This is a genomic window from Streptomyces sp. NPDC097981, from assembly GCF_040302565.1.
Classification (GTDB): domain Bacteria; phylum Actinomycetota; class Actinomycetes; order Streptomycetales; family Streptomycetaceae; genus Streptomyces.
Genome location: NZ_JBEORW010000021.1, coordinates 39731 through 62923, shown reverse-complemented (window position 1 = coordinate 62923; position 23193 = coordinate 39731). Strand labels below are relative to the sequence as shown.

19 protein-coding genes are annotated in these 23193 nt (G+C 72.1%); 5 read left to right on the top strand and 14 right to left on the bottom strand.

What is annotated here, in order from left to right:
• Positions 1–533: 533 nt before the first annotated feature.
• Both ABTY04_RS21130 and ABTY04_RS21125 read right to left on the bottom strand, forming a co-directional pair.
• Complete coding sequence (locus ABTY04_RS21130) at positions 534–1754, bottom strand: cytochrome P450 family protein (RefSeq protein WP_352214890.1); 1221 nt, start codon at positions 1752–1754, stop codon at positions 534–536.
• An 82-nt stretch (positions 1755–1836) separates the two neighbouring features.
• Positions 1837–3069 carry an FAD-dependent oxidoreductase gene (locus ABTY04_RS21125; RefSeq protein WP_352214889.1) on the bottom strand — a complete coding sequence of 411 codons (1233 nt, stop codon included), beginning with the start codon at positions 3067–3069 and terminating at the stop codon, positions 1837–1839.
• A 209-nt stretch (positions 3070–3278) separates the two neighbouring features.
• Between ABTY04_RS21125 and ABTY04_RS21120 the strand changes: the two genes are divergently transcribed.
• Genes ABTY04_RS21120 through ABTY04_RS21110 form a run of 3 tightly spaced genes read left to right on the top strand, consistent with a single transcriptional unit; the run spans position 3279 to position 8909 of the window.
• Positions 3279–6443: a tetratricopeptide repeat protein gene (locus tag ABTY04_RS21120; RefSeq protein ID WP_352214888.1), complete on the top strand. Its 3165-nt coding sequence runs from the start codon at positions 3279–3281 to the stop codon at positions 6441–6443.
• A 4-nt stretch (positions 6444–6447) separates the two neighbouring features.
• Complete coding sequence (locus ABTY04_RS21115; protein WP_352214887.1) at positions 6448–7839, top strand: CHAT domain-containing protein; 1392 nt, start codon at positions 6448–6450, stop codon at positions 7837–7839.
• Positions 7836–8909, top strand: a complete 1074-nt coding sequence (locus ABTY04_RS21110) for a hypothetical protein (RefSeq protein ID WP_352214886.1) — start codon at positions 7836–7838, stop codon at positions 8907–8909. The genes ABTY04_RS21115 and ABTY04_RS21110 overlap by 4 nt, the downstream gene beginning before the upstream one ends.
• A 1-nt stretch (position 8910) precedes the next feature.
• On the opposite strand, the gene ABTY04_RS21105 is transcribed toward ABTY04_RS21110, so the two are convergent.
• Entirely contained in the window at positions 8911–10311 is a 1401-nt protein-coding gene (locus tag ABTY04_RS21105) for an aminotransferase-like domain-containing protein (protein WP_352214885.1), read from the bottom strand.
• A gap of 75 nt (positions 10312–10386) precedes the next feature.
• Between ABTY04_RS21105 and ABTY04_RS21100 the strand changes: the two genes are divergently transcribed.
• Positions 10387–11049, top strand: a complete 663-nt coding sequence (locus ABTY04_RS21100) for a LysE family translocator (protein WP_352214884.1) — start codon at positions 10387–10389, stop codon at positions 11047–11049.
• Positions 11050–11243: 194 nt separating this feature from the next.
• Here the strand turns inward: ABTY04_RS21100 and ABTY04_RS21095 are convergent, their stop codons facing one another.
• Both ABTY04_RS21095 and ABTY04_RS21090 read right to left on the bottom strand, forming a co-directional pair.
• On the bottom strand, positions 11244–11801 hold the full coding sequence (locus tag ABTY04_RS21095; protein WP_352214883.1) for a pyridoxamine 5'-phosphate oxidase family protein: 558 nt from the start codon (positions 11799–11801) through the stop codon (positions 11244–11246).
• A 122-nt stretch (positions 11802–11923) separates the two neighbouring features.
• Complete coding sequence (locus ABTY04_RS21090) at positions 11924–12160, bottom strand: hypothetical protein (RefSeq protein ID WP_352214882.1); 237 nt, start codon at positions 12158–12160, stop codon at positions 11924–11926.
• A gap of 248 nt (positions 12161–12408) precedes the next feature.
• On the opposite strand from ABTY04_RS21090, the gene ABTY04_RS21085 reads away from it, so the two are divergent.
• Positions 12409–12882 (top strand): carboxymuconolactone decarboxylase family protein, encoded by a 474-nt coding sequence (locus tag ABTY04_RS21085; RefSeq protein WP_352214881.1) that lies wholly within the window; start codon positions 12409–12411, stop codon positions 12880–12882.
• Between the two features lie 114 nt (positions 12883–12996).
• Here ABTY04_RS21085 and ABTY04_RS21080 read toward each other — a convergent pair whose 3' ends face one another.
• The 9 genes from ABTY04_RS21080 to ABTY04_RS21040 all read right to left on the bottom strand — a co-directional run bounded on the left by ABTY04_RS21080 (position 12997) and on the right by ABTY04_RS21040 (position 23051).
• The gene (locus tag ABTY04_RS21080) at positions 12997–14622 is read right to left on the bottom strand and encodes an ADP-ribosyltransferase domain-containing protein (RefSeq protein ID WP_352214880.1); all 1626 of its coding nucleotides are present in this window, start codon (positions 14620–14622) and stop codon (positions 12997–12999) included.
• A gap of 85 nt (positions 14623–14707) precedes the next feature.
• Positions 14708–15385, bottom strand: coding sequence for a macro domain-containing protein (locus tag ABTY04_RS21075; RefSeq protein ID WP_352214879.1), 678 nt, complete (start codon positions 15383–15385; stop codon positions 14708–14710).
• Between the two features lie 235 nt (positions 15386–15620).
• Positions 15621–16100, bottom strand: coding sequence for a peptidoglycan-binding domain-containing protein (locus ABTY04_RS21070; RefSeq protein ID WP_352214878.1), 480 nt, complete (start codon positions 16098–16100; stop codon positions 15621–15623).
• A 5-nt stretch (positions 16101–16105) separates the two neighbouring features.
• Positions 16106–16501, bottom strand: a complete 396-nt coding sequence (locus tag ABTY04_RS21065; protein ID WP_352214877.1) for a peptidoglycan-binding domain-containing protein — start codon at positions 16499–16501, stop codon at positions 16106–16108.
• 127 nt (positions 16502–16628) lie between these two features.
• Positions 16629–17018 carry a peptidoglycan-binding domain-containing protein gene (locus ABTY04_RS21060; RefSeq protein WP_352214876.1) on the bottom strand — a complete coding sequence of 130 codons (390 nt, stop codon included), beginning with the start codon at positions 17016–17018 and terminating at the stop codon, positions 16629–16631.
• A 522-nt stretch (positions 17019–17540) separates the two neighbouring features.
• Positions 17541–18905 (bottom strand): carotenoid oxygenase family protein, encoded by a 1365-nt coding sequence (locus ABTY04_RS21055; protein WP_352214875.1) that lies wholly within the window; start codon positions 18903–18905, stop codon positions 17541–17543.
• Positions 18906–18939: 34 nt separating this feature from the next.
• A complete protein-coding gene (locus tag ABTY04_RS21050; protein WP_352214874.1) occupies positions 18940–19380 on the bottom strand; it encodes an SRPBCC family protein in 441 nt (146 codons plus the stop codon).
• 63 nt (positions 19381–19443) lie between these two features.
• Positions 19444–20934 (bottom strand): MFS transporter, encoded by a 1491-nt coding sequence (locus tag ABTY04_RS21045; protein WP_352214873.1) that lies wholly within the window; start codon positions 20932–20934, stop codon positions 19444–19446.
• A gap of 113 nt (positions 20935–21047) precedes the next feature.
• Positions 21048–23051, bottom strand: coding sequence for a P-loop NTPase family protein (locus tag ABTY04_RS21040; protein WP_352214872.1), 2004 nt, complete (start codon positions 23049–23051; stop codon positions 21048–21050).
• Positions 23052–23193 lie beyond the last annotated feature (142 nt).

Here is a 23193-nt window from a genome sequence, read left to right as displayed (position 1 = left end):
TGCTGACCGCAACCTTCCCCCACCGCGACAACCGCCTCCGACTCTCCACCTCGATCTGGCGCAAGCTGGCCGAGTCCGGCGACCGCGAACTGCTGGCCGAGTTCATGACGATGACGGCCGTGGGTCCCGACGCGCTGGAGGCGATGCCGGACGAGCAGTTCCAGCAGGCCGTCGGCTTCACCGCCGCCAGCGTCGCCGACGGCACCCCCGAGCACGCCGAGCTGGCCCCCCCGCATCGACGTCCGCGACGACCTGGCGCGCATCCAGGCACCCACCCTGGTCATCTCCACCACCCAGGACTGGTTCACCTCCACCCGCCTGCACCACCAGCTCGCCGACGGCATCCCCGGCGCCCAGCTCGTGGAGATCCGCACCGGCCACCTGCCCATGGTGGAGCGGCCCGAGGAATGGCGGAAGCTCATCACCGACTTCCTCGCCGAGCACAACGCCTGACACCAGCCAGGACCCGCGGCCCGGACCGCGGACCTCATGCCACAAACAGCGCGGACACCCCCATAACTGTGATTGCAGTACTAGCCGCCGGGGGTGAACGTCACCGGCAGGCCCTCGGGACCACGCAGTCCGCCGGGTCGCCAGCGGATGTCGTCCGGCGGTACGGCAAGGGCGAGCCCGGGCAGTCGGCGCAGGGCGGTACCGATGGCGATCTCCCCCTCCAGCCGGGCCAGCGGAGCACCCAGGCAGTAGTGGATCCCGTGCCCGAACGCGAGGTGGGCGCTGTCCTGTCGGGTGATGTCCAGGCGGTCGGGGTCGGGGAACCGCGCCGGGTCCCGGTCGGCGGGTGCGGAGCCGATCAGTACGGTCGCGCCGCGCGGGATGCTCACGCCCGCGATCTCGACGTCCTCGCGCGCGAACCGCGCGATGCCGGGGCTGACCGGGCCGTCGTAGCGGAGGAACTCCTCGATCGCGCCCGGCAGCAGTCCCGGGTCGGAGCGCAGCAGGTCGAGCTGGCCGGGATGGGCGAGCAGCATGGCGATGCCGCCGCCGATCAGGTTGACCGTGGTGATGTAGCCGGCGGCCAGCAGCAGGAACACCATGGCGACCAGCTCGTCCTCGGACAGCTGCTGTTCCTCGTCCCGGGCGGTGATGAGGCCGCTGAGCAGGTCGTCGCCGGGGTCCGCCCGCTTGGCACGGATGAGCCCGGTCAAGTACGCGCGCATGTGCTGCCATGTCTCGTTCACCACGGCCGGGTCCAGGGGCTCCTCGCCCTGCCTGATCATCCGGTCGGTCCAGTGCTGGAAGTCGTGGCGGTCGTCCACCGGCACCCCGAGCAGTTCGCTGATCACCGTGACCGGCAGCGGCAGCGCGAAGTCCGCGACGAGGTCGGCGTGCCCCGCCGGGACGAGCGCGTCCAGCAGCCGGTCGGTGAGGGCCTGGATCCGCGGCCGCATCCCGGCCACTCGGCGGGCGGTGAACGCCTTCGAGACCAGCCGGCGCAGGCGGGTGTGGTCGGGCGGGTCGCTGCGGAGCATGTTGCTCAGCATCGACTCGCGCTCCGTTTCGGGCAGCTGGAGCAGGAGCCGGGCGTCCGAAGCGTCGCGTACGTCACTGCTGAGCCGGGAGTCGGACAGGGCCGCGAGTGCGTCGTCGTACCGGGTGACGAGCCAGGCCTCCAGGGCGCCCGCGACGATGACGCGGCGCACGGGGCCGTCCTCGCGCAGCTGCCGGTACAGCGGGAACGGGTCCGTGACGAAGGCCGGGTCGGCATAGGGCAGAAGGACCGGCCGCTCACTCATGTTGCCTCCTGAAGATGTCGTTCTCGCCTTGGAGAACGAGGGTGCAACGCCGACCGGCCGCGCCTCCGGCGGCGCGCCTCGTTCAGCGGAGTGATTCCTTCGGCGGCTGTTCGCGCAGGGCCCCGTAGGCGAGGAAGTAGGCCGGCAGCCGGTTCAGCCACGGCGACTCGGTGATGAGCTCGGTCAGCCGTTTGGCCAGCCGGGGATGGCCGAACGCGACGCGCCCCGACAGCAGCGGCTCGATGACCCGCGTGTGGGCCAGGCGTTGGAGGCGCTGGGTCACCACGGTAGTGGGCAGGCGGCGGCGCTGGACGCGGCGCACGTCCCGCAGCCCCACGGTGCCCTCGCGCAAAGGCCCCACGAGGCAGCGGGCCGCGGCCACCGCGTCCTGGACGGCGAGGTTGATGCCGATCCCGAAGACCGGTGACATGGCATGGGCCGCGTCGCCGATGCACAACAGCCCCGGGCGGTGCCAGCGGCGCAGCCGGTCGAGCCGTACATCGAGCAGTTTGACCTCGTCCCAGGAGGTGACGGCGTGGGCCCGGTCGGCCAGCCAGGGGACGGCTGCCGTGAACCGGGCCATGAAACGTTCCAGGCCCTCGGCACGGCGCCCGGCGTCGGATCCCTTCGGAATGAGCGCCGCGACCTGCCAGTAGTCACCGCGGTCGATGAGCGCGGAGAACAACCTGTCGCCGAGACCTCCCACGAGCCCGCCGGGATCATCCTCACGGCGCGGCAGCCGGAACCACCAGGCGTCCATGGGGCACGGGAAGTCCTCCAGCCCGAGCTCGGGCAGGGCTCTGGCCAGCGAACCACGGCCGTCGCAGGCCACGGTCAGCGAGGCCCTGAGCTCCCCGGTGCCGCCGTCCGCGGTGCGGTAGCGCACGCCCGTGACCCTTCCGCGCTCGATCAGGAAGGACGTCGCCTCGGTGTCCATCCGCAAGTGGAAGGAAGGCTCCCGGCCCGCTTCATCCGCGAGCAGGTCGAGCAGGTCCCACTGCGGCACCATCGCAATGTAGTTGTACTTTCCGTGCAGCGACCCGATGTCCCCGACCGTGACGAGGGACCGGTCCGGGCCGATGGGCAGCTGCACCGAAGTCACCCGTCGCTGCGGCAGCCGGGCGAACCGTTCGGCGAGGCCGATGTCGTCCAGCAGCGACAGGGTGGAGGGGTGCACGGTGTCGCCGCGGAAGTCGCGCAGGAAGTCGCCGTGCTTCTCCAGTACGGTCACCTCGACCCCGGCCCGGGCCAGCAGCAGGCCCAGCACCATTCCGGCGGGCCCTCCTCCCACCACACAGCAGGCCGTTCGCTCCACGGCAACCACTTCCTTCGCAGGTTCGGGCAAGCCCCAGAGGACGTATACCGCACCCACGGCGGCGGGCCCGGCAACGGCGCCGACATCACCACGTCCCACACCCGTCGCCCCGCCGCGCGGGATCGCGCCGAACGGCGTACGGGAGTGCCCGGGCGGCGCTAGGGTCTGCGGCAGGGCAGAGCGGGATCAGGCGGGGTCAGGGGGCACTGGTGCCTGGTGCGGAGTTGGCGTATCTGGCGGCGCAGGCGAGCAGTGCCCTGATCGCCGCCGCGACATCGGACACCTGGATCCAAGTTCGCGCCCGGGTCGCCCAGCTGCTGGGGCGCCGGGACACCGACCGCGAGCGCCTTGAACTGGAACGCCTGGATCAGACGGCCGACGCGTTGAGGGCCGTACACCTGGACACGGCGGACCGGGAGGTCGAAGAGGCCCGGCACATCTGGCAGGCACGCCTCGAACTGCTGCTGGAGGACCAGGATCCGGCCGACCGGGCCCACACGGTCAACGAGCTGCGCGCGCTCCTCGACGACCTCGGATCCGGTACCCGGGTACATCAGCCGGCGGTGGTCAACACCGGCCGCGTTGTGCACAGCGGTGTGATCGTGGGCGACCACCACCGCATCGCCGGCCCGTCCAGGGCCCGGTCCGGCGAAGAGCAGGACGACGCCGGGCCGTCCTTCGCGATCACCGGCGACGCCGCGATCGTACAAGTCTCCAACGTCTCCAACGTCTTCATCGCGACACCGCGCGGGCACACCCGGCCCGCCTGGCCGCACCGGATCGGACCGCTGCCCCGGAGGGCCGACGCCTTCCGCCGCACCAGCACGGTCGGCGCCCTGGAGTCGGCCGCCGGGACCTCCGGCACCGTCGTCCTCGTGGGCCCCGCCGGCGTCGGCAAGACACAGGCCGCCGCCGACCTCGCGGCCCGGGTCCTTCCGGCGGGAGGTGCGGACCTGCTGGTGTGGGTGACCGCCGGCTCGCGCGCCGCCGTCGTCGCCGGGTACGCGCACGCGGCGGCCGAGATCCTCGGTGACCAGGATCCGGACGCCGAACTCGCGGCCCAGCGCTTCCTGGCCTGGCTGTCGAACCAGCCCGCCGGTGGTGTCGGGCGATGCCGCTGGCTGGTCGTACTGGACGACGTCGCGGATCCGGCGGACCTGCGCGGGCTCTGGCCGCCGGACCACCAGCAGGGCCGGGCCCTGGTCACCACGCGCCGCCGGGACGCGTCACTGCACGGCGGCGGCAACAGGATCGTGCCCGTGGGACTGTTCACCGAGGAGGAGTCCCTCGCCTACCTCACCGAACGGCTCGCCGTGCACGAGCGTCACGAGGACACCGCCGAGTTACGGGCGCTCGCGGCCGAACTCGACCACCTGCCCCTGGCGTTGAGCCAGGCAGCCGCCTACCTCGTCGACGCCGGCGTGGACTGCGCGTACTACCGCCGCCGGCTCGCCGACCGGGCGACCAGCCTCGCCGATCTCACCCCCGCCCCGGGCATGCTGCCCGACGACCAGACGACCACCCTGGCCGCCGCCTGGTCGCTGTCGGTGGAAAGCGCCAACCAGATGCGGCCGCTCGGACTGGCCCGGCCCATGCTGCGGCTGCTGTCGCTGCTCGACCCGAACGGCGTCCCCGCACCAGTCCTGACCGGCCTGCCGACGCTGTGGTTCCTCGCCGCGCAGCGCAACACCGAACCGCCGCGGCAAGAGGAACCCGACCCCCCGACCGCAGACGAGGCGGCCCTCGCCCTGCGGGCGCTGCACCGCTTCAGCCTGATCGACCACGACCCGGCCCAACCCGACCAGGCGGTCCGCGTCCTGGAGACCGTGCAGCGCACCACGCGCGACTCCCTGACCATCGACGAGCGCGACGCCGCCGCGGTGGCGGCCGCCGACGCGCTGCTCGCCGTGTGGCCGCCCGTCGCCCGCGACAGTGCGCTCGCCCAGGCCCTGCGCGCCAACGTCTCCGCCCTCACCCGCCACGCGCTGAGCTCCCTCTTCGACGGCGGCCGCGCCCACCCGGTCCTGTTCCGGGCCGGCGAGAGCCTCGGGGCGAGCGGGCAGGTCGCCGCCGCCCTCGACCACTTCCGCCGGCTCGCCGAGGCCGGGGGCCGGTTCCTCGCCCCCGACCACCCCGACACCCTGGTCGCCCGGAGCCGGACGGCCTTCTGGCTGGGGGAGTCAGGGCAGATCCAGAACGCCCTGCACGCCTACCGGGAGGTGCTGGAAAGACTCCGGGAGACCCTGGGGCCGGACAGCCCCGAAACCCTCACCGCCCGCGCCGAACTCGCCTGGTGGCAGGGACACGCCGGCGATGTGGCCGGAGCGGTCTCCGCCACCTCCGACCTGCTCGGCGACCTGATCCGCGTGCTGGGCCCTGACCACCCCTCCACCCTTACCACGCGTCACAACCTGGCCTGGTGGCGCGGCAAGGCAGGCGACATCGCGGGGGCCGCCACGACCACGGCCGAGCTGCTCGGTGACTTCGTACGGGTACTCGGCCCCGACCACCCCGCCACCCTGACCGCCCGGCACAGCCTGGCCCAGTGGCGCGGCGAGGCGGGCGACGCCCCCGGCGCGGCCGCCGCGTACGAGGAACTCCTCGACCTCATGCGCGGCGTGCTGGGCCCGGACCACCCGGCCACCCTCGCGGGCCGGCACGACCTCGCCTGGTGGCGCGGGCAGGCCGGCGACTCCGCGGGTGCCGCGGCCGCGTACGAGCAGGTCCTCGACGACCGCCTCAGAGCCCTCGGACCGGACCACCCCGACACGCTGGCCACCTGCGCCGACCTCGCGTGGTGGCGCGGGCAGGCCGGCGACTCCGCGGGTGCGGCGGTCGCGTACGAGCAGGTCCTCCACGACCGCATGAGGGTCCTGGGCCCCGACCACCCCGACACGCTCGCCACCCGCGCCGACCTCGCGTACTGGCAGGCCATGGTCGGGCAGACTGCCGAGCGCGGCGGCGAGCCGGGCGAGGCCTGCCCGGGGGCGCCCGGCTGCCGGGTCGGGCTGACCCTGCTCGACGACGAGGCCCCCGGTGTCGACCGGCCCATCCGTATCGCCCTGCGCCTGCACGCCGATCCCGGGCACCCCTGGGCGGTCTCCGATTCCCGCCGTCGCCCCACCCTGGAAGTGGTGGCGACCGCGCTCGGAGCCGCCGCCGTCGAACCGGCCCGGGTCCTGTACGACCACGTCCACGACGTGGAGTTCACACTCCTCGCGCGCCGCGCCGGCCGCCACATCATCAGGTTCACGCTGTACGAACACGCCAGCGGAACCGCCCTGCAACAGGTGGAGACCGAGCTGACCGTGACCGGGGCCGCGCAGGACGCCGAGGCGCTCGTACCGGCGCCCGAACGACGCAGGCGGCGGTGAACCGATGCCCACACCCTTGCCCGTACGGGTGGTCCAGGACCCCAGCGACGGCTACCGGCGGCTACCCCACCTGGAGACCGCCGAGCCCGATCTCCGCATCAGCTTCGACGTCCTCGACGGCGGTCGCATCCAGGCCCGGATGTCCGGCCCCGCACTGCCCACCCTGCGCGGCGGCGAGCACAAGGTCGTGCTGTCCGCGCGCCCGGCGGACGTCCGCTCCTCCGCCGCCCGGTTGTGCCGCCGCTGGAACCAGGTCTTCGTCGACCACCAGCCCAAGGACGCCGCGGGCCGGCCGCAGGCCGACCGGCGCCGTCCGTACGCGACGGCAGCCGATCTGCGCCACGAACCGGAGTCCGAACTCGTCGGGGCCATGTCCAAGCTCGCCGGCGCCGGCGCCTCGCTGCTCTTCGACGTGCTGTTCGGCGGGAACGACGAGCGCGTCGAGATGTTCCGCGGCTATCTCGCGATGATGCTGGCGGGCGAGGGGCTGCGGATCCGCTTCGACTCCCAGGACCTGCATCTGCCGTGGCCCATGCTGTGTCTGAAACCGCATCACCTCGCCCACACGCCCACCGCGCCCGGCACCGGGGTCGGCGAACTGGACGCGCTCTTCGCGCTCTTCCTCGGACACCGCCACCAGATCGAGCACACCGGCGACGCCTACCAGTGGTTGCGGCTGCCACAGCCCGCCACCCCGGGCCCGATATCCGTGAGCCTGAACCACAACCCCACGGTCGGCCCCAAGACCTGCGCTCCCGCCGTCGCCGCCGCACTGGCCGAGGGCACCCGCTGCGAGGTCCGCACCACGTACGACGACCTCGTGCGCGACCTCGGCAAGCCCGACATCGACGAGCAGCTGATGTACTTCTGGGGCCACGGCGGCTTCGAGGCGAACGGCGCGGAGGCTCCCCAACTGGTCATCCGGCTGGGCGACGAGATCCCTTTCGACGGGCAGACCGTGATCGAGGTCCGGGCCGACCACCACATCACCGGGACCTTCCATCCCTTCGTGCTGCTCAACGCCTGCCAGGCGGGCAACGCCGCCGCCGACGCCGACCGCTCGTTCCTCGGCCGGGTACTGATCCGGTACGGCGCACAGGGCGTGCTCGGACCGCAGATCGACATGCCGCAGGCGTTCGCCGCCGAGTACGCCCGGGAATTCGTACGCCGCTTCCTGCGCGGCGGCCCGCAGGACACCGCGGGCCGGATCGTCTGGCAGCTGGCCCGCCACTTCACCGCCGAGTACCGCAACCCGCTCGGCTTCGCCTACGCCCTGCACTGCGGCATGGACACACGGATCCGCCTCGCCGAGGCGTACCGGGTGGCCGAGCCGGGGCGTCAAGCCGAGAGCCACGCGGCCGGCAGCCGTCCGGCCGGCAGAACGGAGCACGCATGACCCTCCGCCGCAAGCATGCCTCCGCGGGGCCGGACGCCGCCGCGGTCCCGGCCGTCGACCTCGACGAGCGCGGCTGGCTGCTGGACCAGGACACCGGCGAGCCGGTCGCCGAGCACCATCTCCGGACGTACTTCGCCGAGCGGCTCGCACCGCCCGCCTGGGCCACCGACATCATGGTCTACGTCCACGGCTGGCAGACCCCGCCACGCTCGGCCGCCCGCGCGGCCGACCGGCTGAGGGACCTGGCGGAGCGCGCCTTCACCGCGTCCCCGCACCGCTACCCGAGCCTCGCGGAAACCGGCTTCCGCCCCTGGACGGTGGTGGTGCGCTGGCCCTCCTCCAGCCGGACCGGCCGGACCGGCTACGAGCTGATCCGCGAACGCGCCCACGCGATGGGGGCCCGGGGCGGCACCGGACACGCCGCCCACGTGCTGGGACGGCTGCTCGGCTACCTTGACGCGGAGCGCCCCGATCCGGCCGGGGCTCCCGTCCTGGCCAACCGCGAAGGCCAGTACCTGCACTTGGTGGGCCACTCCTTCGGCTGCCGCTTCCTGTGCGAGGCGGTGCAGTGGGCGGCGGAGGCCTCGCTCGGCGACACGCTGAGCTGGAACGTGGCCGAGGCGCTGCCGTCCCGCCCGTTCACCGCCGACAGCATGCTGCTGTTCCAGATGGCCGCACCCCGGGACGCCTTCGGGACCCTCTTCCCTTCCCTGCTGCCGGATGCCGCCGGCGCGCACGACGGGGCCCCGCTGCGGGGCCCGGTCGTGACGACGTACTCCCGCCACGACCGGGCGACCGGCTTCTGGCATCTGCGTGCGGAAGGCGAGCGGGGGATCGGCCACAGCGGGATGGCTCCGATCCCGCTGGAACCGTCCCGGATCCGCCTGCTCCCTACCGCCGAACGCTATCCCTTCGAGGCCCTCGACCACCGTTTCGTCAGCGTCGACGCCTCGGCCTTCTACGTACGGGGCAGACGCCTGAACCCGGCGGGCGCGCACTCCGACCATCTGCGCCCCGAGTCCGCGCACTTGCTGCTGTCGCTGGCGGACTGCTCCCGGGACAGTCCTTAGGTCAGTCCAGCAGGTCCTCCGGTGTGCTGCGGGCCATCTGGGCAAGGGTTTCGAGCGCTCCGGCCAGGACGGGTAGCGGCGGTGAGGCGAGGCCGACCCGGACCGCGGACGGGGTGGTGCGGTTGTCGACGGCGAACGCGGCGGCGGGGGTGACGGCGATGCCCTGGCGCGCGGCGGCGGCGACGAACGTCTCCGCGCGCCAAGCCGGCGGGAGCTCCCACCAGACGTAGTACGAGCGCGGGTCGGACCGCAGCGTCTGACCCGCGAGGACCCGGCGGGCGAGCTGTTGGCGTTCCGTCGCGTCGGCGCGCTTGGCGGCCTCGACCGTCGTGACGGTGCCGTCGGCGATCCAGCGCACCGCGGCTTCGAGGGCGAAACCGCTCGGCGTCCAGCCGCCGGAGCGCAGTGCGGCCGTCATGGAGGCGCGGAACGGGGCGGGTACGACGGCACATCCGGTGGTCAGGCCGGGAGCCACGCGCTTGGACAGGCTGTCGACGAGGATGGTCCGCTCCGGCGCGAGCGCTGCCAGTGGCGGGATCCCGGGCCGCAGGAAGGACCAGACCGCGTCCTCGACGACCGGGAGGCCGAGGCGGTGCAGTGCGGCGGCCAGCGCGTCGCGGCGCTCCGGCGCGAGGGTGGCGCCGAGGGGGTTGTGCATACGCGGCTGCAGGTAGAGCGCCCGAAGGGGGGTGGTCCGGTGGACGGCCGCGAGGGCGTCCGGGAGCAGACCGGATTCGTCCGTCGGCAGCGGTACGAGCGTGATGCCGAGGCGCTGTGCGAGCGCCTTGACCACGGGGTACGTGAGCGCCTCGACCCCCAGGCGCTGTCCGGGCGACACGAGCGCGGTCAGGGCGGCAGCGATGGCCTGGCGGCCGTTGGCGGCGAAGAGCATGTCGTCGGCGGAAGCGCGCCAGGCCGGACCGTGGCAGGCCGCGCCCTCATCGGAGGCATCCGGCCCGGGCCCGGTGCCGGTGCCGGGCCCGGAAGCGAGCGCGGCAAAGGCCTCCCGGGCGACGGCCGTTCCCGCCGCACCGACCGGTCGCAGTGCGGCGTCCAGCGCGTCCGCCCGCAGCATGGGCGCGAGTCCGGTGGCGAGCAGGGCGGACTGCTCCGGGACGAGGGGATAGTTGAGCTCCAGGTCGACCGGAGCGCCGGCGGGCTCGGCGAGCGCGACGCCCGTGCCGGGCGCGCCGCGGCCGGCCCGTACGAAGGTGCCGCGGCCGACCTCGCCCACGACGAGCCCGCGCCGGACCAGCTCGCGGTAGACCCGGCTCGCCGTGGATCCGGCGATGCCGTGGCGACGGGCGAAGGCACGCTGCGTCGGCAGTTGCTCGCCCGGACGCATCCGCCCGTCGGCGATGGACGCCGCGATCTCGTCGGCAATCACACGGTAGTCGTCCATCGGAACATTCCTCCTCATTGCACCGAGTGCAAAGTCATTATTGCACCGACCAAGATTCGCCCATAGCCTCGTCGCATGCACGCACTCACCTCCGCCGTCAACCTGCCGGGCATGCTCGGGATCGCCGCCGTGGCGACCGGCATGGTGCTCACGCCCGGACCGAACATGCTCTATCTGGTCTCCCGGTCCATCACGCAGGGGCGCCGCGCGGGGCTGCTGTCACTGATCGGCGTCGCCCTCGGCTTCCTCGTCTACCTCACCGCCGTGACGGCGGGCATCGCCACGGTGTTCGCCGTCGTGCCGCTCCTCTACACCGCGATCAAGCTCACCGGCGCGGCCTACCTGCTCTGGCTCGCCTGGCAGGCCGTCAAACCGGGCGGTACCGCCGTCTTCTCACCGCAGGAGCTGCCGCCGGACCCCCCTCGCAAGCTCGTCACCATGGGCTTCCTGACCTGCCTGCTCAACCCGAAGATCGCCATCATGTACATCTCACTGCTGCCGCAGTTCGTCGTCCCGGACCGCGGCCACGTCGCGGAGCAGAGCCTCCTGCTGGGCCTGACCCAGATCGCCATAGCCGTCACCGGCAACGCCCTCATCGCGATGAGCGCGGGCACCATCGCCGCCTTCCTCGCCCGCCGCCCCGGCTGGCTGAGGATCCAGCGCTACGCCATGGGCACGGTCCTCGCGGGACTCGCCCTGAACATCGCCGCGGACCGGGCCAAGGCCGTCGCCGCCTGAGGCCGAACCCGGCACAGGGAGCACGCAACGAAGCGGGGAGCCGTCTTCGCCGCGCTCGCGGGAACCCTGATCGGCGCTCTGGCCGGTCTCACGGGCAGCCTGCTCGCCGCGGGCGGTCACGACCGTGCGGCTGGTGACGACGCGGGACGGCAGGCGTGACCTGGAGGTCTGACGCCGTCGCAGGGCCTCGTCGCTCAGAACACCCACCGCGTATGGGTGTAGACCCCGTCGTCGCGACCAAAGCCGTACGCGGTGGCCGGGGCCACCGCGTACACCACCACGTCCCCGTTCCGGAACGCGTCCCCGATTCCGTGGAAGGTGCCCTCGGACGAGGTGATGTGGGCCCCGTACTTCGCCTCGTACGCCGCGATCACCTCCTCCAGCACCGCCGGATCGGCAACCCGCTCGGCCGTGCCCTCCACCACGAGGTCGAGCCCTTCGGTGAGCGAGTTTCCACCGGTGGTCAGCGCACAGTGACCGTCATGAGCGAGGTTCCTGGCCTTCTGTTCCCCCACGCCGGTCGAGAAGTACAGCACCCCGTCGTGCCAGGCGGCGATCACGGGCGTGACGTGCAGCCGGCCGTCCGGCCGTACCGTCGACAACCAGAAGATCTCGGCGGTCTCCAGCTGTCTCCGGGCCCCGGCCCAATCGGTGGCCGTGACGTCCTCGGCACCCGGTCGGGGATTGAGCGCGGAGCTGTAGCGCGCGTCGAGCTCGGTCGTCGGTTGCTGCGCGGATCCTTGTGCCGGCATGGTGGATCTCCTTCCTCTCCCCATGATGACCGGCTGCCCGCGCGGAAATGATCGCCACGCCCCTCGTGCCGGAACGCCCGCCCGATCGGCACAGCCGCGAACCTCGTGCCCGGCCCGGGTGGCTAGTGCGGAGTCCAGGTGAACTTGCCGCCTCCGACCCACCGGACCACGTCCAGGTCGTCGAGGTCGTGGATCTGGATTCCCGCCTCCGCGGCGATCAACAGCACGTCCGTCATCGACTTCGCCCTGCCGACGAACTGTCCGTCGACCTCCACGATGCGGAAGGGAGGCTTGCCGGGTTGAACGCCCCGTACGGTGATCCGCGCCGGGGAGATGTGGGGTGTAGAGCCTTCGGTCATGCGCAGACGGTTCCACGCCGTGACCGCTGGCGGGGGTGGCGACACGTTCCGAGGGGCCGATCGGCTGGTGCCGAGAGCGAGGAGGCCGGGGTCAACGGGATTCGTGCCGTCCGCGCCGCACCATGTGGACAGGATTCTGCTGCCGCGGCACGACAGGGGAGACGCACGTCACAGGCCTCCGTGTCACATCTCGGCGAGCTGTCCCGTCATAGAGGTGCAAGCACCGGACAACGGCACTGGAGCCCATCATGGAAGCACGCCTCAACCCCTTCACCAACCCGGTCCTGGGCAAGGTGTTCAAGCACATCATCGCCGCGGGCAAGGTGCTGGAGGGCTCGACCCTGCCGGCTTCGACGCAGGAGCTGGTCAAGCTCCGGGCCAGCCAGATCAACGGCTGCGGCTTCTGCACCGACATGCACTTCAAGGACGCCGTACACGCCGGAGAGTCCGCGGAGCGCCTCAACCTGGTCGCGGCCTGGCGCGAGGCCACGGTGTTCACCGATGCCGAGCGTGCCGCGCTGGAGCTGGCGGAACAGGCCACGCGCATCGCCGATGCGGCCGGCGGCGTCCCGGACGAAGTCTGGGAGAACGCCGCCAAGCACTACGACGAGGACCAGCTCGGCGCCCTGGTGGGCGTCATCACCATCATCAACGCCTTCAACCGCGGGAACGTCATGCTCCAGACGCCCGCCGGCGACTACCAGCCCGGCCAGTTCGGATAACCCGGAGCGTTGCCTGAGCCGAACGGGTCCGCCGGGACCCGTTCGGCAGGCGTCCCCGCTGGTACGGGGACGCCAACCGCAGCCCGCAGCCCGCGGGTTCACGGGTTCACGGGTTCACGAAACGAGGGAAGCGCCCTCCACTTCCACCAGCTTGACCGTGGACAGCCCGCCGCGCTCGGTCTTCACATCCGTCACCTTGAGCTGGGTACCCGGCGCGAGGATGTACTCCTCCTCCCCGGTGAAGGCGGAGTAGCTGCGGATTCCCACTGCCCGCGCCGGCGTGACCTCGAAGAGCGTCCGCTTGCCGCGGCTCCCCAGGAAGGACCGCGCCACGCTCAGCTCGGAGGTGCACGAGGACACGCCCCACCAGGCCACCGTCCGCCCGACCGGGTACTGCGCCCGCAGGTCCAGCGACACACCGCGCCACAACGGCCGGGTGTGGGCGGGCAGCCCCGAGACCGCCGAGAACAGCAGTCGCAGGTACGGGAGGTAGGGCACGACCTTGGTCCGGTCCGGGGAGCGGAGGACGGCGTTGATCTCGCGGTAGAAGGCGGACTCGCAGGTGTAGAGGTAGAGCGCGGCGATCGCATCGGCGGACACACCGTCCGCCGTCGCGTCCGCCCGCCGCTTGCCGAACTCGCGGGACAGGTCGATGTGCCGGGCGAGTCCGGACAGCACCTCGGCGACCGGGGCGACGGCGTCCTGGAAGTCCATCAGCGGGGTGTCGAACACACCGGTGATCGCCGGGAGGACGAGCCCCTCGTCCTTGACGCCTGCGAGCCGCTCCAGGTACAGCTGATGCAGTTCCATGGTCGACGTGATGAAGGCCCCCATACGTGCCGCGACATCGCCGTCCGCACCTCCGGCCCCCGCCGCTGCCTCGTTCCACCCCTTGCTCGGCAGCCAGTCGATCTCCTCGGCACCCAGCGACGCGAGGGCATCGTTCACCGTGGCGAAGTGGTCGCCCTCGCAGAACATGTCGCCCTGGGCCGCGGGGTTCGCGTGGTCGATGTGCCGGACCTCGACGTCCGGATACTTCTCCTGGAGCCGCAGCACGACCTTCTTCAGGTTGCGGGCATGCGCTCCCCACCAGGCGAACACGACGCCGCGGTCCTCCTCGTCGGCATCCTGCTTGGCCCTGAGGATCTCCTCGACGATCCGCTCCGCGACAGGCCGCCAGAACGCGGCGTGCCGATCGGCCTGCATCGACCCGTCGCTGCTGGCGGTGAGCGAGGCGTTCAGCAGCAGCACGCCCTGCGTGAGCATCGCCTGGAACCACTCCGGCGGCTGGACCGTGTCCCGCTCCTTCAACAGGGCGCGGACGTCGGCGATGGGGGTCTTCTTGACGATGCCGTACTTCCACATCGCGGCTGCCTTGATGATGCAGCGGATGCTGACGACCCTGCCGAACTGGCTGTCCTTCCAGTCGTTGAAGGTGTTGTCGAACATGGCTATGCCGGTGGCGCTCTCCGGCCGCGGGTACGGGTTCTGGCCGAAGGCGACGACCTTCCACTTGTGCGGAGGGTTGGGCTTGAGCGCTTGGAAGGTCAGCTCACGGACCGGGACGACCTCCGGGGAGCGGTTCTGGCCGATGAACCGGGCAACGTCCGGCTGCGCCTCGATGACGGGCTTCAGGAGCGGAAGCCAGGGTTCTCCACCGCCCTCGAAGAGTTCGGTGAGGCCGAGCGGGTCGTTCGCGTCGGGCTGGCCCGCAGTGACGGTAGTGGTGGCGTCGCTCATGGCGGAAGGGCTCCCGGTTGTCGTACCTGAGGGATGGAGGTGGCCGGCGGGGTGGCTTGCGGGCTGACCGGCGGGGTGGACGGGGTCAGCGGCGAAAGGAATGCCCTTTCGGCGGCACGATGCGCACCCGCTTCGCGACCGGCGCGCTCTCGATGCCGCCGAGCTGCGCGGTGATGGTTGCGCGCAGCTCGTCGTCGTCCTCGAACCAGTGGTCGTGGAAGAGGGTGTGACCGGTCCACATCAGGTTGGCGCAGACCCCGGCCGGTACCCGTCCGGTCTGCGCCCCCATCCCGACCAGCGCCACCGAGCGGATGCTGCCCGGCACCCGACGGTTCTGCCGGTGGACGGCCTGGAATGCGGCGGCGCACGCGAGGGCCACGTTCAGCGTCTCACTCACGTTCTGCGAGGACTCCACCATGGTCGGCGTGGATATCAGGTACCGCGGGACGGTCGCCCCCGACGGGACGCAGACGGCACTGCCCACCGGGAGGGTCCCGGCGAACCGGTCGCGGATCGCCCGCTGCACGCGAAGCTGGATGCCGGCTCCGAGGTGCCGCTTGATGACGGCGTCGACTCCGCCGTCCATCCGGCCCCGGGAGTTGGTGGGGGTGACCCAGGCGTCGACGTTCTCGTCGAGGATCGATCCCCGGAGGATATCGATCCCGGGAGTATCGGCGAACGCCGCCCGCCACGCCTCCACCACACGCTCGTTGACGTCGGTCAGCACCACCCTGAGCGCGGGCTCCACACGGTTCTCGGTCATCGTCCACTCCTGTCGGGAATCGGCCCTTCCAATACCCCCGACGCTATCCGCCACCACTGACAACGCCGTGGCGAGCGGGGCACGCTGACCTGCCGTCACGGGGCGGCGCGCCCCGCCCCCGTCGGGGCATGCGGCCGCCCTTGGCCCGTGGGTGTACGTCCCCGGGCCGATGTCGTCCGGGCAGCGGTTCGGGCCGGCCGACAGGAGTCGGCCGGCCCGGCGTGTCCGCAAACCGTCAGCCCTGGGCTGCCGGGAGCAGGAATCCCCAGGTCTTCACCCCGACGATGCCGTCCGGGCCGCCCGTCTGCTCCCGGTACGCCGACTGGAACCGCAAGACGGCGGCCTCGGTCTTGGGCCCGAAGTCACCGTCGACGAACGTCGGTGCGTCCGAGCCGGTCACGAAGGCGGTGCGGACCAAGGCCCACTGGAGCAGCCTGACGCATTCGCCCTTCGATCCCCGGGCCAGGTTCACGGCGGGGACGTACCACCCGTTGGAGGCGGTGCGTACGCCGACCTGGTCGGTGCAGGACGTCAGATAGCCGCTGTCGGCCGACGCCTGAGGGGCGGCGAGTCCGGCGGCCAGGAGCATCGTCACACCGAGCACTCCGGCCCGGACCCTCGCGGGCGTTGCGCCCAGAGCGCCGACCAGTGCCGCCGCGCTTGCGAGGACGGCGGCCGTACGGGCACCACGGGTGCCCGGTATCAGCTTGATCACGCCGCTCAGTCCTTGGTACGGGAGACCAGCGATTCCCAGGTCTTGGGGCCGACGATCCCGTCGTCGTCGAGGTGCGACTGGCGCTGGAACTCGCGCACGTACCGCTCGGTGTTCGGGCCGAACCGGCCGTCGATGAAGTTGTCGGCGTCGGCCGGGTCGAGGCCGATGGTCGAACCGATATCAAACTGGATCTCCCTCACGCAGGGGCCCGAAGAGCCCTGCGCGAAGTTCCGTGCGGGGATCTTCCAGCCGTTCGGAGAGGTGCGTGTGCCCACGCTCGACAGGCAGGCGTCGAGGTGGTCCCCCGCCTGCGCGGCGGGGGCGGAGACGAGCAGGCTGCCCGCGGCAGCCGCGGCCAGGGCGAAGACGGTGAGGGGACGCGTGCGACGGAACGTCGACATGGTGAAAGGTCTCCTGACGAAGGGGTAAATGGATGGACGGCGCGGGCACGCGGCACACAGGCGTGCCGTACGAGCGTGTGCCGGACGGTCGGGCGCCGGAGGACCCGGCGCCGGGTGGTGGCCGACGTCAGCCGGTCACGAGCCGTTCCCAGGTCCTCGGGCCGACGATCCCGTCCGGGTCGAGGTTGTGGCTGCTCTGGAACCGGCGGACGGCCGACTCCGTGCGGGGGCCGAACTTGCCGTCGGTGAAGACCCCGCCGCTCTGCTCCCAGGACGTGAGGCCGTAGCCCGCGACGAGCTCCTGGAGACCGACGACGCAGGCGTCGACGTCACCGAGGGAGTAGTTGTACCTCGGGACGGTGTACCCGCCCGGGGACAGACGCGTGCCGTGCGTGTCCTTGCAGATCTTGTAGGCGGAGTCGTCCGCGTGAGCGGCGGTGGCCGAGGTCAGCAGGGCGCCGGTGGCGGCCGCGGCGAGAACGACCGCGGTGAGGGCTCTGGGGCGAAGCGATCCCATGATGAAGGTGGCTCCTTTCGTTGACGGCTCGTCCAGCCTGCGGGCAGGCGCAGGGCGTCCCGGGCCGTCCCGGGCCGTCCCACGCCGTCCCGCGGCCCCCGGGATCCGTACGCCCCACGATCACCCGGCCTGCGCCGGACCGAGCAGCCCGTCCCTGAGACTTCCCGGGCCACGAACCCCGCCCCGGGAACCGCCCGGGCCGGCCCGCCTTCGCCACCGAGACGGGCCGGGCGAGTACGGGGCCGGCAGCCACCACACTCACCCCCGACGGCCGCGGCACGATCACGGTCGCTTCCGGGACCTGCACGCTCACGCCCGCCCCGGACCGTCCCGCTCCGCGAGGGTCCACGGCACGAGGTCACACTTCTTGGTCGTGTCGTCGGCGAAACCCGGCAGGTTGACATGCATCGCCAGGCGCAGCCGCTCGATTGCACAACCGCCCGCCCCGTCGTTGAGGAGCGGGCGCCCTGGCGGTGCGCCCGCTCCTCGGCCGGCCAGCCGGCGCCGACTGCGTACTCCCTCTCAGCCCGCGGCGGCTTCCAGGGCGCTGTCGGGGATCCAGGAGCCGTGGACTCCGGCGGGCACCCGGTGGGGCAGGTGCACGGTGGCGACCCGTTCGAGGCCGGAGGCGTCGAGGACCAGCAGCTGGGAGGCGTTCTGCTTGAGGTCGGAGACGACGGTGAGCAGATAGCCGTCGTCCTCGCACGTGCCCTCGGCGGCGGGGACGAACACGGCCTCGCTGGGCAGGCGGGCGTCGCCGACCTGATGGATGCGGCGGGCGCCGGTGGTGCGGTCGTACTTGACGACCCCGTAGCCGCCGAAGCCCTTCTCGTCGGGGAAGGAGATGGCGTACTGGTAGCGGTTCTCGGTGCCCAGGAAGTCCTCGTTGAGGGTCGGGAACTCCACCGGCAGATCGTCGATGATCTGCTCGCCGACGGTAGCGTCGGCCATGTCGACGACCCAGCGGCGGGTGTAGGAGCGGGACGCGGGCTCGCTCCCGCGCCCGGGTGCGCCGACCCACCAGTTCCAGGAGAGCCGGAAGCCCTCGCGGTCCACGGTGGGGCCTTCCAGGACGATGCGGCCCTGGCCGTCCTCGTAGGCGTTGGAGACGTGCAGCAGGTTGCCCGGCTCGATGGAGAACCAGCGGATGTGCGCGGAGCCGTCACTTCCGCGCGGCATGACACCGATGCGGGCGGGCTGCCGGTCGTTCCAGCCGTACGGGATGCCGGAGTGTTCGGTGGGGTCGAAGGTGACGTTGCCCTCGATGAAGACCACGTGGCGGCGGGTGACGGCGAAGTCGTGCTTGAGCGAGGCGGTGGCTCCGGGAACCTCGCTGCTGTGGATGATTTCGCCCTTGGCGTCGGAGACGTAGTAGGTCAGGAACGGCGGGAACGGCGAGGACCCGAAGAAGTGGAGCTCTCCGGTGGCCGGGTCCTCCTTGGGATGTGCGGTCATCGCGCTGCGCAGCCTGCCGTTGAAGTCGTGGGCGGCGACCGTTTCCAGCTCCGGGGTGAGTTCGAAGGGAAGGTTCGACTCGCACAGGGCCAGCAGGCGTCCGGCGTGTTCGATGATGTGCGTGCCGGCGGGGCTGGCGGTCAGGTCGGGCCCGTGCTCGGTCATGTAGGGAGCGCCGTCGAGGGCGGGGGTGTGCACCCAGCGGTTGCGGTACCACTCGGCGCGGCCGGTACGCAGCCGGATGCCGTGGACCATGCCGCTGCCCTTGAACCAGTGGGTGGGAGTGACTCCGGGCTTCGGGTTGTGCCCGTTGCGGAGCAGCCGGCCGGTCAGCTCGGGGGGCAGCGAGCCCTCCACGGTGAGTTCGGTGGCGGTGACCTCCTCGACAAGGGGGGCGTAGTGGCCGGTCAGGTACGGCTTTGCGGCAGTCATGGCAGGAACTTCTTTCGTTCGGTGTGATGGTTGTTCAGACGGACTGTTCACAGCGGGACTTGAGATGCGCGAGCCAGTTCTCCAGGGAGTCGTGGAGGGCCTTGCCGAGTTCCTCGGCCGCGGCCTCGACCGGGGCGCCGCTCCAGGACTCCTCGGTGCGGACGGTGACATGGTCGCCGTTCTGCTCGAACGTCCACACGTGTATGCCGGTGATGCCTGCAGAGGGGCCGCCCCAGACGATCCGCTGTCCGGGGATCAACTCGTGCACGGTGGAGGTGATCTCCATGCCGTGGGTTCGCCAGCTGAAGGAGCTGCCGAGCGCCAGCGGGCCGTCGAGCCGGGCCTGGTCGATGTCCGTGTTCCAGGTGGGCCAGGCGTCGATGTCGGTGTGCAGCCCCCACACCGTCGCGAGGGGGGCGTCGATCACGGTGCTCAGGCGGACGATGGCGGGAGCGGTTTCGTCGATGGTGACCATGGTTGTGCTTCCTGTCTGGACGGTATGGACGGTATGGACGGGTGGTGCGGCCGATCCATGGGTTCAGCCACGGGCGGGAGACCGGGAGGCTCGCGGGCCGGCGGCCGGGTGGGGGGAGGCGGCTGCGGTACGGGCGCCGGCGCGGCGGGTGAGCAGCAGGGCGAGGACCGCTGTCGCGGCCAAGACCGCGGCCGAGACCGTGAAGGCGGTCCGGTAGCCGGCGGTGAGGGCTTCCAGATGGGGCGTACGGCCGGCTGCGCGGGCGGTGACGGAGCCGGCCAGGGTGGTCAGCGCGGCCAGGCCGATCGCGCCGCCGACCTGTCGGGTGGTGTTCACCAGCCCGCCGGCCAGGCCCGCGTCCTCCTGCGGGACGCCCTCCACGGCGAGCGCGGTGAGCTGGACGAAGGCGACACTGAGGCCCAGGCCGACCAGGATGCTCGGGCCGAGGACGTCGCCGACGTAGCTGCCGTCGGCGCTGATGCGTGACAGCCACAGCAGTCCGGCGGCCTCGGTGAGCAGGGCCGTGACCACGGTGGCGGGGGCTCCGATGCGCCGGGAGACGCGCGGGGCGAGAGCGGCTCCGAGCATGTTGGCTGCGGCGAAGGGGAGTTGTCCCGCTCCGGTGGCCAGGGGGCCCGATCCGAGGACCTGCTGCTGGTAGAGCGGAAGGAAGAAGAACAGGGCGATCCATACGGACCCCAGCAGTGCCATCAGCAGGTTCCCCGCCGCGACCCGGCCGGTGGCGAACAGCCGCGGCGGCACCAGCGCGTTCGGCCGGCGGAGCTCGATCACGACGAAGGCTGCGAGCAGCGCGGCGCCGGCGCCGAGCGCGCCCAGCACCCCGGCGTCCGTCCATCCGGTACCCCGTGCCGTGGTCAGGCCCCAGACCAGGCAGGTCAGGGCGAGGGTGACCGTGGCGGTGCCCAGCAGGTCGAACCGCCCCGCCCGTTGCCCTGCCGCCTCCGGTACGAGTGCCACGACGGCGGCGAGCACCAGCACCGCTCCGAGCGCGACCGAGTGGAAGATCCACGGCCAGCCCCATGCCTGGGTGAGCGCACCGCCCAACAGGACACCGGCCGCTCCTCCCGCACCGGAGACCGCGCCCCACACCCCCAGTGCCCTCCCGCGCCCGGGGCCGGACGGGAACCGGCCCAACGCCAGGGCGAGCGAGGCCGGGGCGATGGCGGCGGCGCCGACGCCCTGAACGGCACGGGCCGCGATCAGCCCGCCGGACGAGGTGGCCAGCCCCGACGCCAGCGAAGCCAGCGCGAACAGGGCGAGCCCGGCGGCCAGCACCCGACGGCGGCCGAGGAGGTCGGCGACCCGTCCGCCCGCCAGGAGCAGTGCCCCGAACGCCAGGCCGTAGGCGTTGACCACCCAGGTGGTTGCGCCGTCCGAGAGGCCGACTCCGGCGCGGATCTGCGGGAGCGCCACGTTGACGATCGAGGTGGCCAGCATGACGGTGAACTGGGCCGCGGCGAGCGCCGCGAGCACCGCTCCCGGCCGTGCGGCCCGGTGTGCCGGCCCGTCTGTCTGTGCGCGTACAACGTTCATGGCGCACAGATTTGCCGCAGACGCTGTCCACTATCCAGGCCCCACGGAGCCGGGCACTGCCCACTGCTGTCCGCACCTGTCCACCCGGCCCCGCAGTCGGGCGTCCACAGGGGCTATCGCGGACCGTGCAGCTCCTGCTGCCACAAGGCCGCGCAGAGCAGGTCCAGGCCCTGGCGCAGGTGCCGGCGGTAGGTGCCGTACGGAAGACCGAGGCGGCGGGCGGCGCCTTCCTGGGTGGGAGCACCGGAGAAGTAGCCCGCCGCCAGGGCCTCGCGGGCGCGCACTCCGCGCGGGTCATGGGCGAGGTCGTCGACCGCCTGGCGCAGCAGGGCACGAAGCTCACCGACAGGCTCTTCGAGGTCGGCCGCGAGACGGGTGCGCAGCAGGGCGCAGGCGGCGAAGGCGCCCGTATCGCGCCAGTGCGCCAGCGCTTCGCGTACGGCCTGGTCGAACTCGTTGCGCGAGAAGGGCGACGGCCCTGACGGGGCGGGCGCGTCGTCGGCGGCCGATATGAAGCGCAGGAGCCACGACTCGACGGGTACCTGTCGCCAGTCGATGCCGAACACCCCGTAGGTGTGGGCACCGACGCGAGGGCGCGCCCCGATGTCGACGAGGGTCCCCTTGACCCGCTCGGACCAGGTCTCGGCGTCCTGGTAGACGGCGAATCCGTAGGCGCGGCCGCGGGCACGGGCGGCCTCGGCCTGGGCCCGGGAGCTGCTGAGGTCGATGACACGCGAGGGGACCTGGTACCGCTCCGGGTAGATGGAGAAGCGGCTGACGCCGATGTGCTCGCCGGGGTTCACCGGCGCGGTGGTGTCGGTGTACTGCCATGCGGCGGCGACGACGGGGTCGGTGGCCAGGTCCTGGGGGTCGGGAGGGGCCGACAGGGCCAGCCGGGCCGTGAACGCCACGATCCGGCCCGTGTTCACGAGGCGGTAGACGCTGAAGGCCTGGGGCTGGCGCTGCGCCCAGTAGCGGACCAGTTCCGCGGAGGCGGCGCCCTCGGTCTCTTCGGTCATGCGCAGCACGACATCGATGTCATCCGGGTGCAGGGGACGGTCGTGCACTTCGTCCTCGCGGGACCAGGTGCGCAGTCTGGCCAGCGTCTCGCCCTCCCGGAAGAGGTAGAAGAGCTCGTCGGTGACCGTCCACACCCGGTCCTCGGGAGCCTCGCGCAGGATGCGCAGGTATTCGTCCGACAGGCGCCGGCGCATCGTCTCGAAGGCGTTGGGAGCGCGCCAGCGCAGGTCGGCAGCGAGCGTCTCGCGCGCGGCGTCGTGCGGGTGGAGCCCGCGATGCGTGGACTCCATGAAGGGCAGGTCCCTCAGCCAGGAGAAGAGCAGGTGGGTGTCCTCCTCGGGCAGCACGGCGGCGAGCAGTTCCTCGGACGTCGAGTGGGCCTGCGCCGCCACCTCCAGGGCCCGGCGGTGGGCCGCCGTGGGCACCTCGCCTATCAACCCCGCCAGCAGGGTGCGCAGGACGTCCGCCGACGGGGTCCAGATCTCCTCCCGGCTGCAGCCCGCCGATCCTGCCGCGGCCGCGAGGGACAGGGCCAGCGGGTTGCCGCCGGCGAAGCGGAGCACCCGGTCCCGTAGTTCGGGCCGGATCCCCGCCGCGACCAGCAGGCGCCGGGCCTGTTCCTCCGCGAAGGGCTCCAGCTCGGTGACGTGGAGGAGCCGGGACCAGGCGGGGTCGGCGGTCCACTGCGGCTGCGGAGCGCGCCGTCCGGCCAGGACGACCAGGGTGTCGTCTGCGGCCCGGGGCAGGAAGTGGTGCCACAGCCAGCTCTCCAGCCACTGACAGTGCTCGAAGGAGTCCACGAACAGGACCGTGCCCGGAACATCGAGGAAGGGACCGGCGGCGCGCTCGAAATCGGCCGGGTCCCGGTTGACGAACCGGCCGTCGAGTTCGACGAGCTGCCGGCCCGCCGCGCGCGCGTGGTCCGCCAGGCGCCGCAGCAGCGTCGACTTCCCGATGCCGCCCGGCCCGCACACGTAGAACGCGAACGGCGCCTGCGGATCACCGGCCAAAGCCTCGCGGAAGCAGTCGAGTTCCTCGTCCCGGCCGATGAAGGCCCGTACGCGCGCTCTGCTCAGTCTCTCCCCGACGGACACCACGGCGGCTCCCTACCCCCTTGTTCCAGCACCCAATGAGTGCACCACCCGGCTCCGAGTGGCCGAGGCCGTGCGGCGCACACACCTCGGCAGGTGGCGGATCCGGCATCCCGGACGGTCGATTCCGCCTCAACGGCCGCTGCTC

Coding starts and splice junctions, on each gene's coding strand:
- ABTY04_RS21105 (WP_352214885.1), bottom strand. CDS start 10,311: ATGGACGACTACCGTGTGATTGCCGACGAGATCGCGGCGTCCATCGCC.
- ABTY04_RS21130 (WP_352214890.1), bottom strand. CDS start 1,754: ATGAGTGAGCGGCCGGTCCTTCTGCCCTATGCCGACCCGGCCTTCGTC.
- ABTY04_RS21055 (WP_352214875.1), bottom strand. CDS start 18,905: ATGACTGCCGCAAAGCCGTACCTGACCGGCCACTACGCCCCCCTTGTC.
- ABTY04_RS21085 (WP_352214881.1), top strand. CDS start 12,409: ATGGAAGCACGCCTCAACCCCTTCACCAACCCGGTCCTGGGCAAGGTG.
- ABTY04_RS21110 (WP_352214886.1), top strand. CDS start 7,836: ATGACCCTCCGCCGCAAGCATGCCTCCGCGGGGCCGGACGCCGCCGCG.
- ABTY04_RS21050 (WP_352214874.1), bottom strand. CDS start 19,380: ATGGTCACCATCGACGAAACCGCTCCCGCCATCGTCCGCCTGAGCACC.
- ABTY04_RS21075 (WP_352214879.1), bottom strand. CDS start 15,385: ATGACCGAGAACCGTGTGGAGCCCGCGCTCAGGGTGGTGCTGACCGAC.
- ABTY04_RS21115 (WP_352214887.1), top strand. CDS start 6,448: ATGCCCACACCCTTGCCCGTACGGGTGGTCCAGGACCCCAGCGACGGC.
- ABTY04_RS21100 (WP_352214884.1), top strand. CDS start 10,387: ATGCACGCACTCACCTCCGCCGTCAACCTGCCGGGCATGCTCGGGATC.
- ABTY04_RS21095 (WP_352214883.1), bottom strand. CDS start 11,801: ATGCCGGCACAAGGATCCGCGCAGCAACCGACGACCGAGCTCGACGCG.
- ABTY04_RS21060 (WP_352214876.1), bottom strand. CDS start 17,018: ATGGGATCGCTTCGCCCCAGAGCCCTCACCGCGGTCGTTCTCGCCGCG.
- ABTY04_RS21090 (WP_352214882.1), bottom strand. CDS start 12,160: ATGACCGAAGGCTCTACACCCCACATCTCCCCGGCGCGGATCACCGTA.
- ABTY04_RS21045 (WP_352214873.1), bottom strand. CDS start 20,934: ATGAACGTTGTACGCGCACAGACAGACGGGCCGGCACACCGGGCCGCA.
- ABTY04_RS21080 (WP_352214880.1), bottom strand. CDS start 14,622: ATGAGCGACGCCACCACTACCGTCACTGCGGGCCAGCCCGACGCGAAC.
- ABTY04_RS21065 (WP_352214877.1), bottom strand. CDS start 16,501: ATGTCGACGTTCCGTCGCACGCGTCCCCTCACCGTCTTCGCCCTGGCC.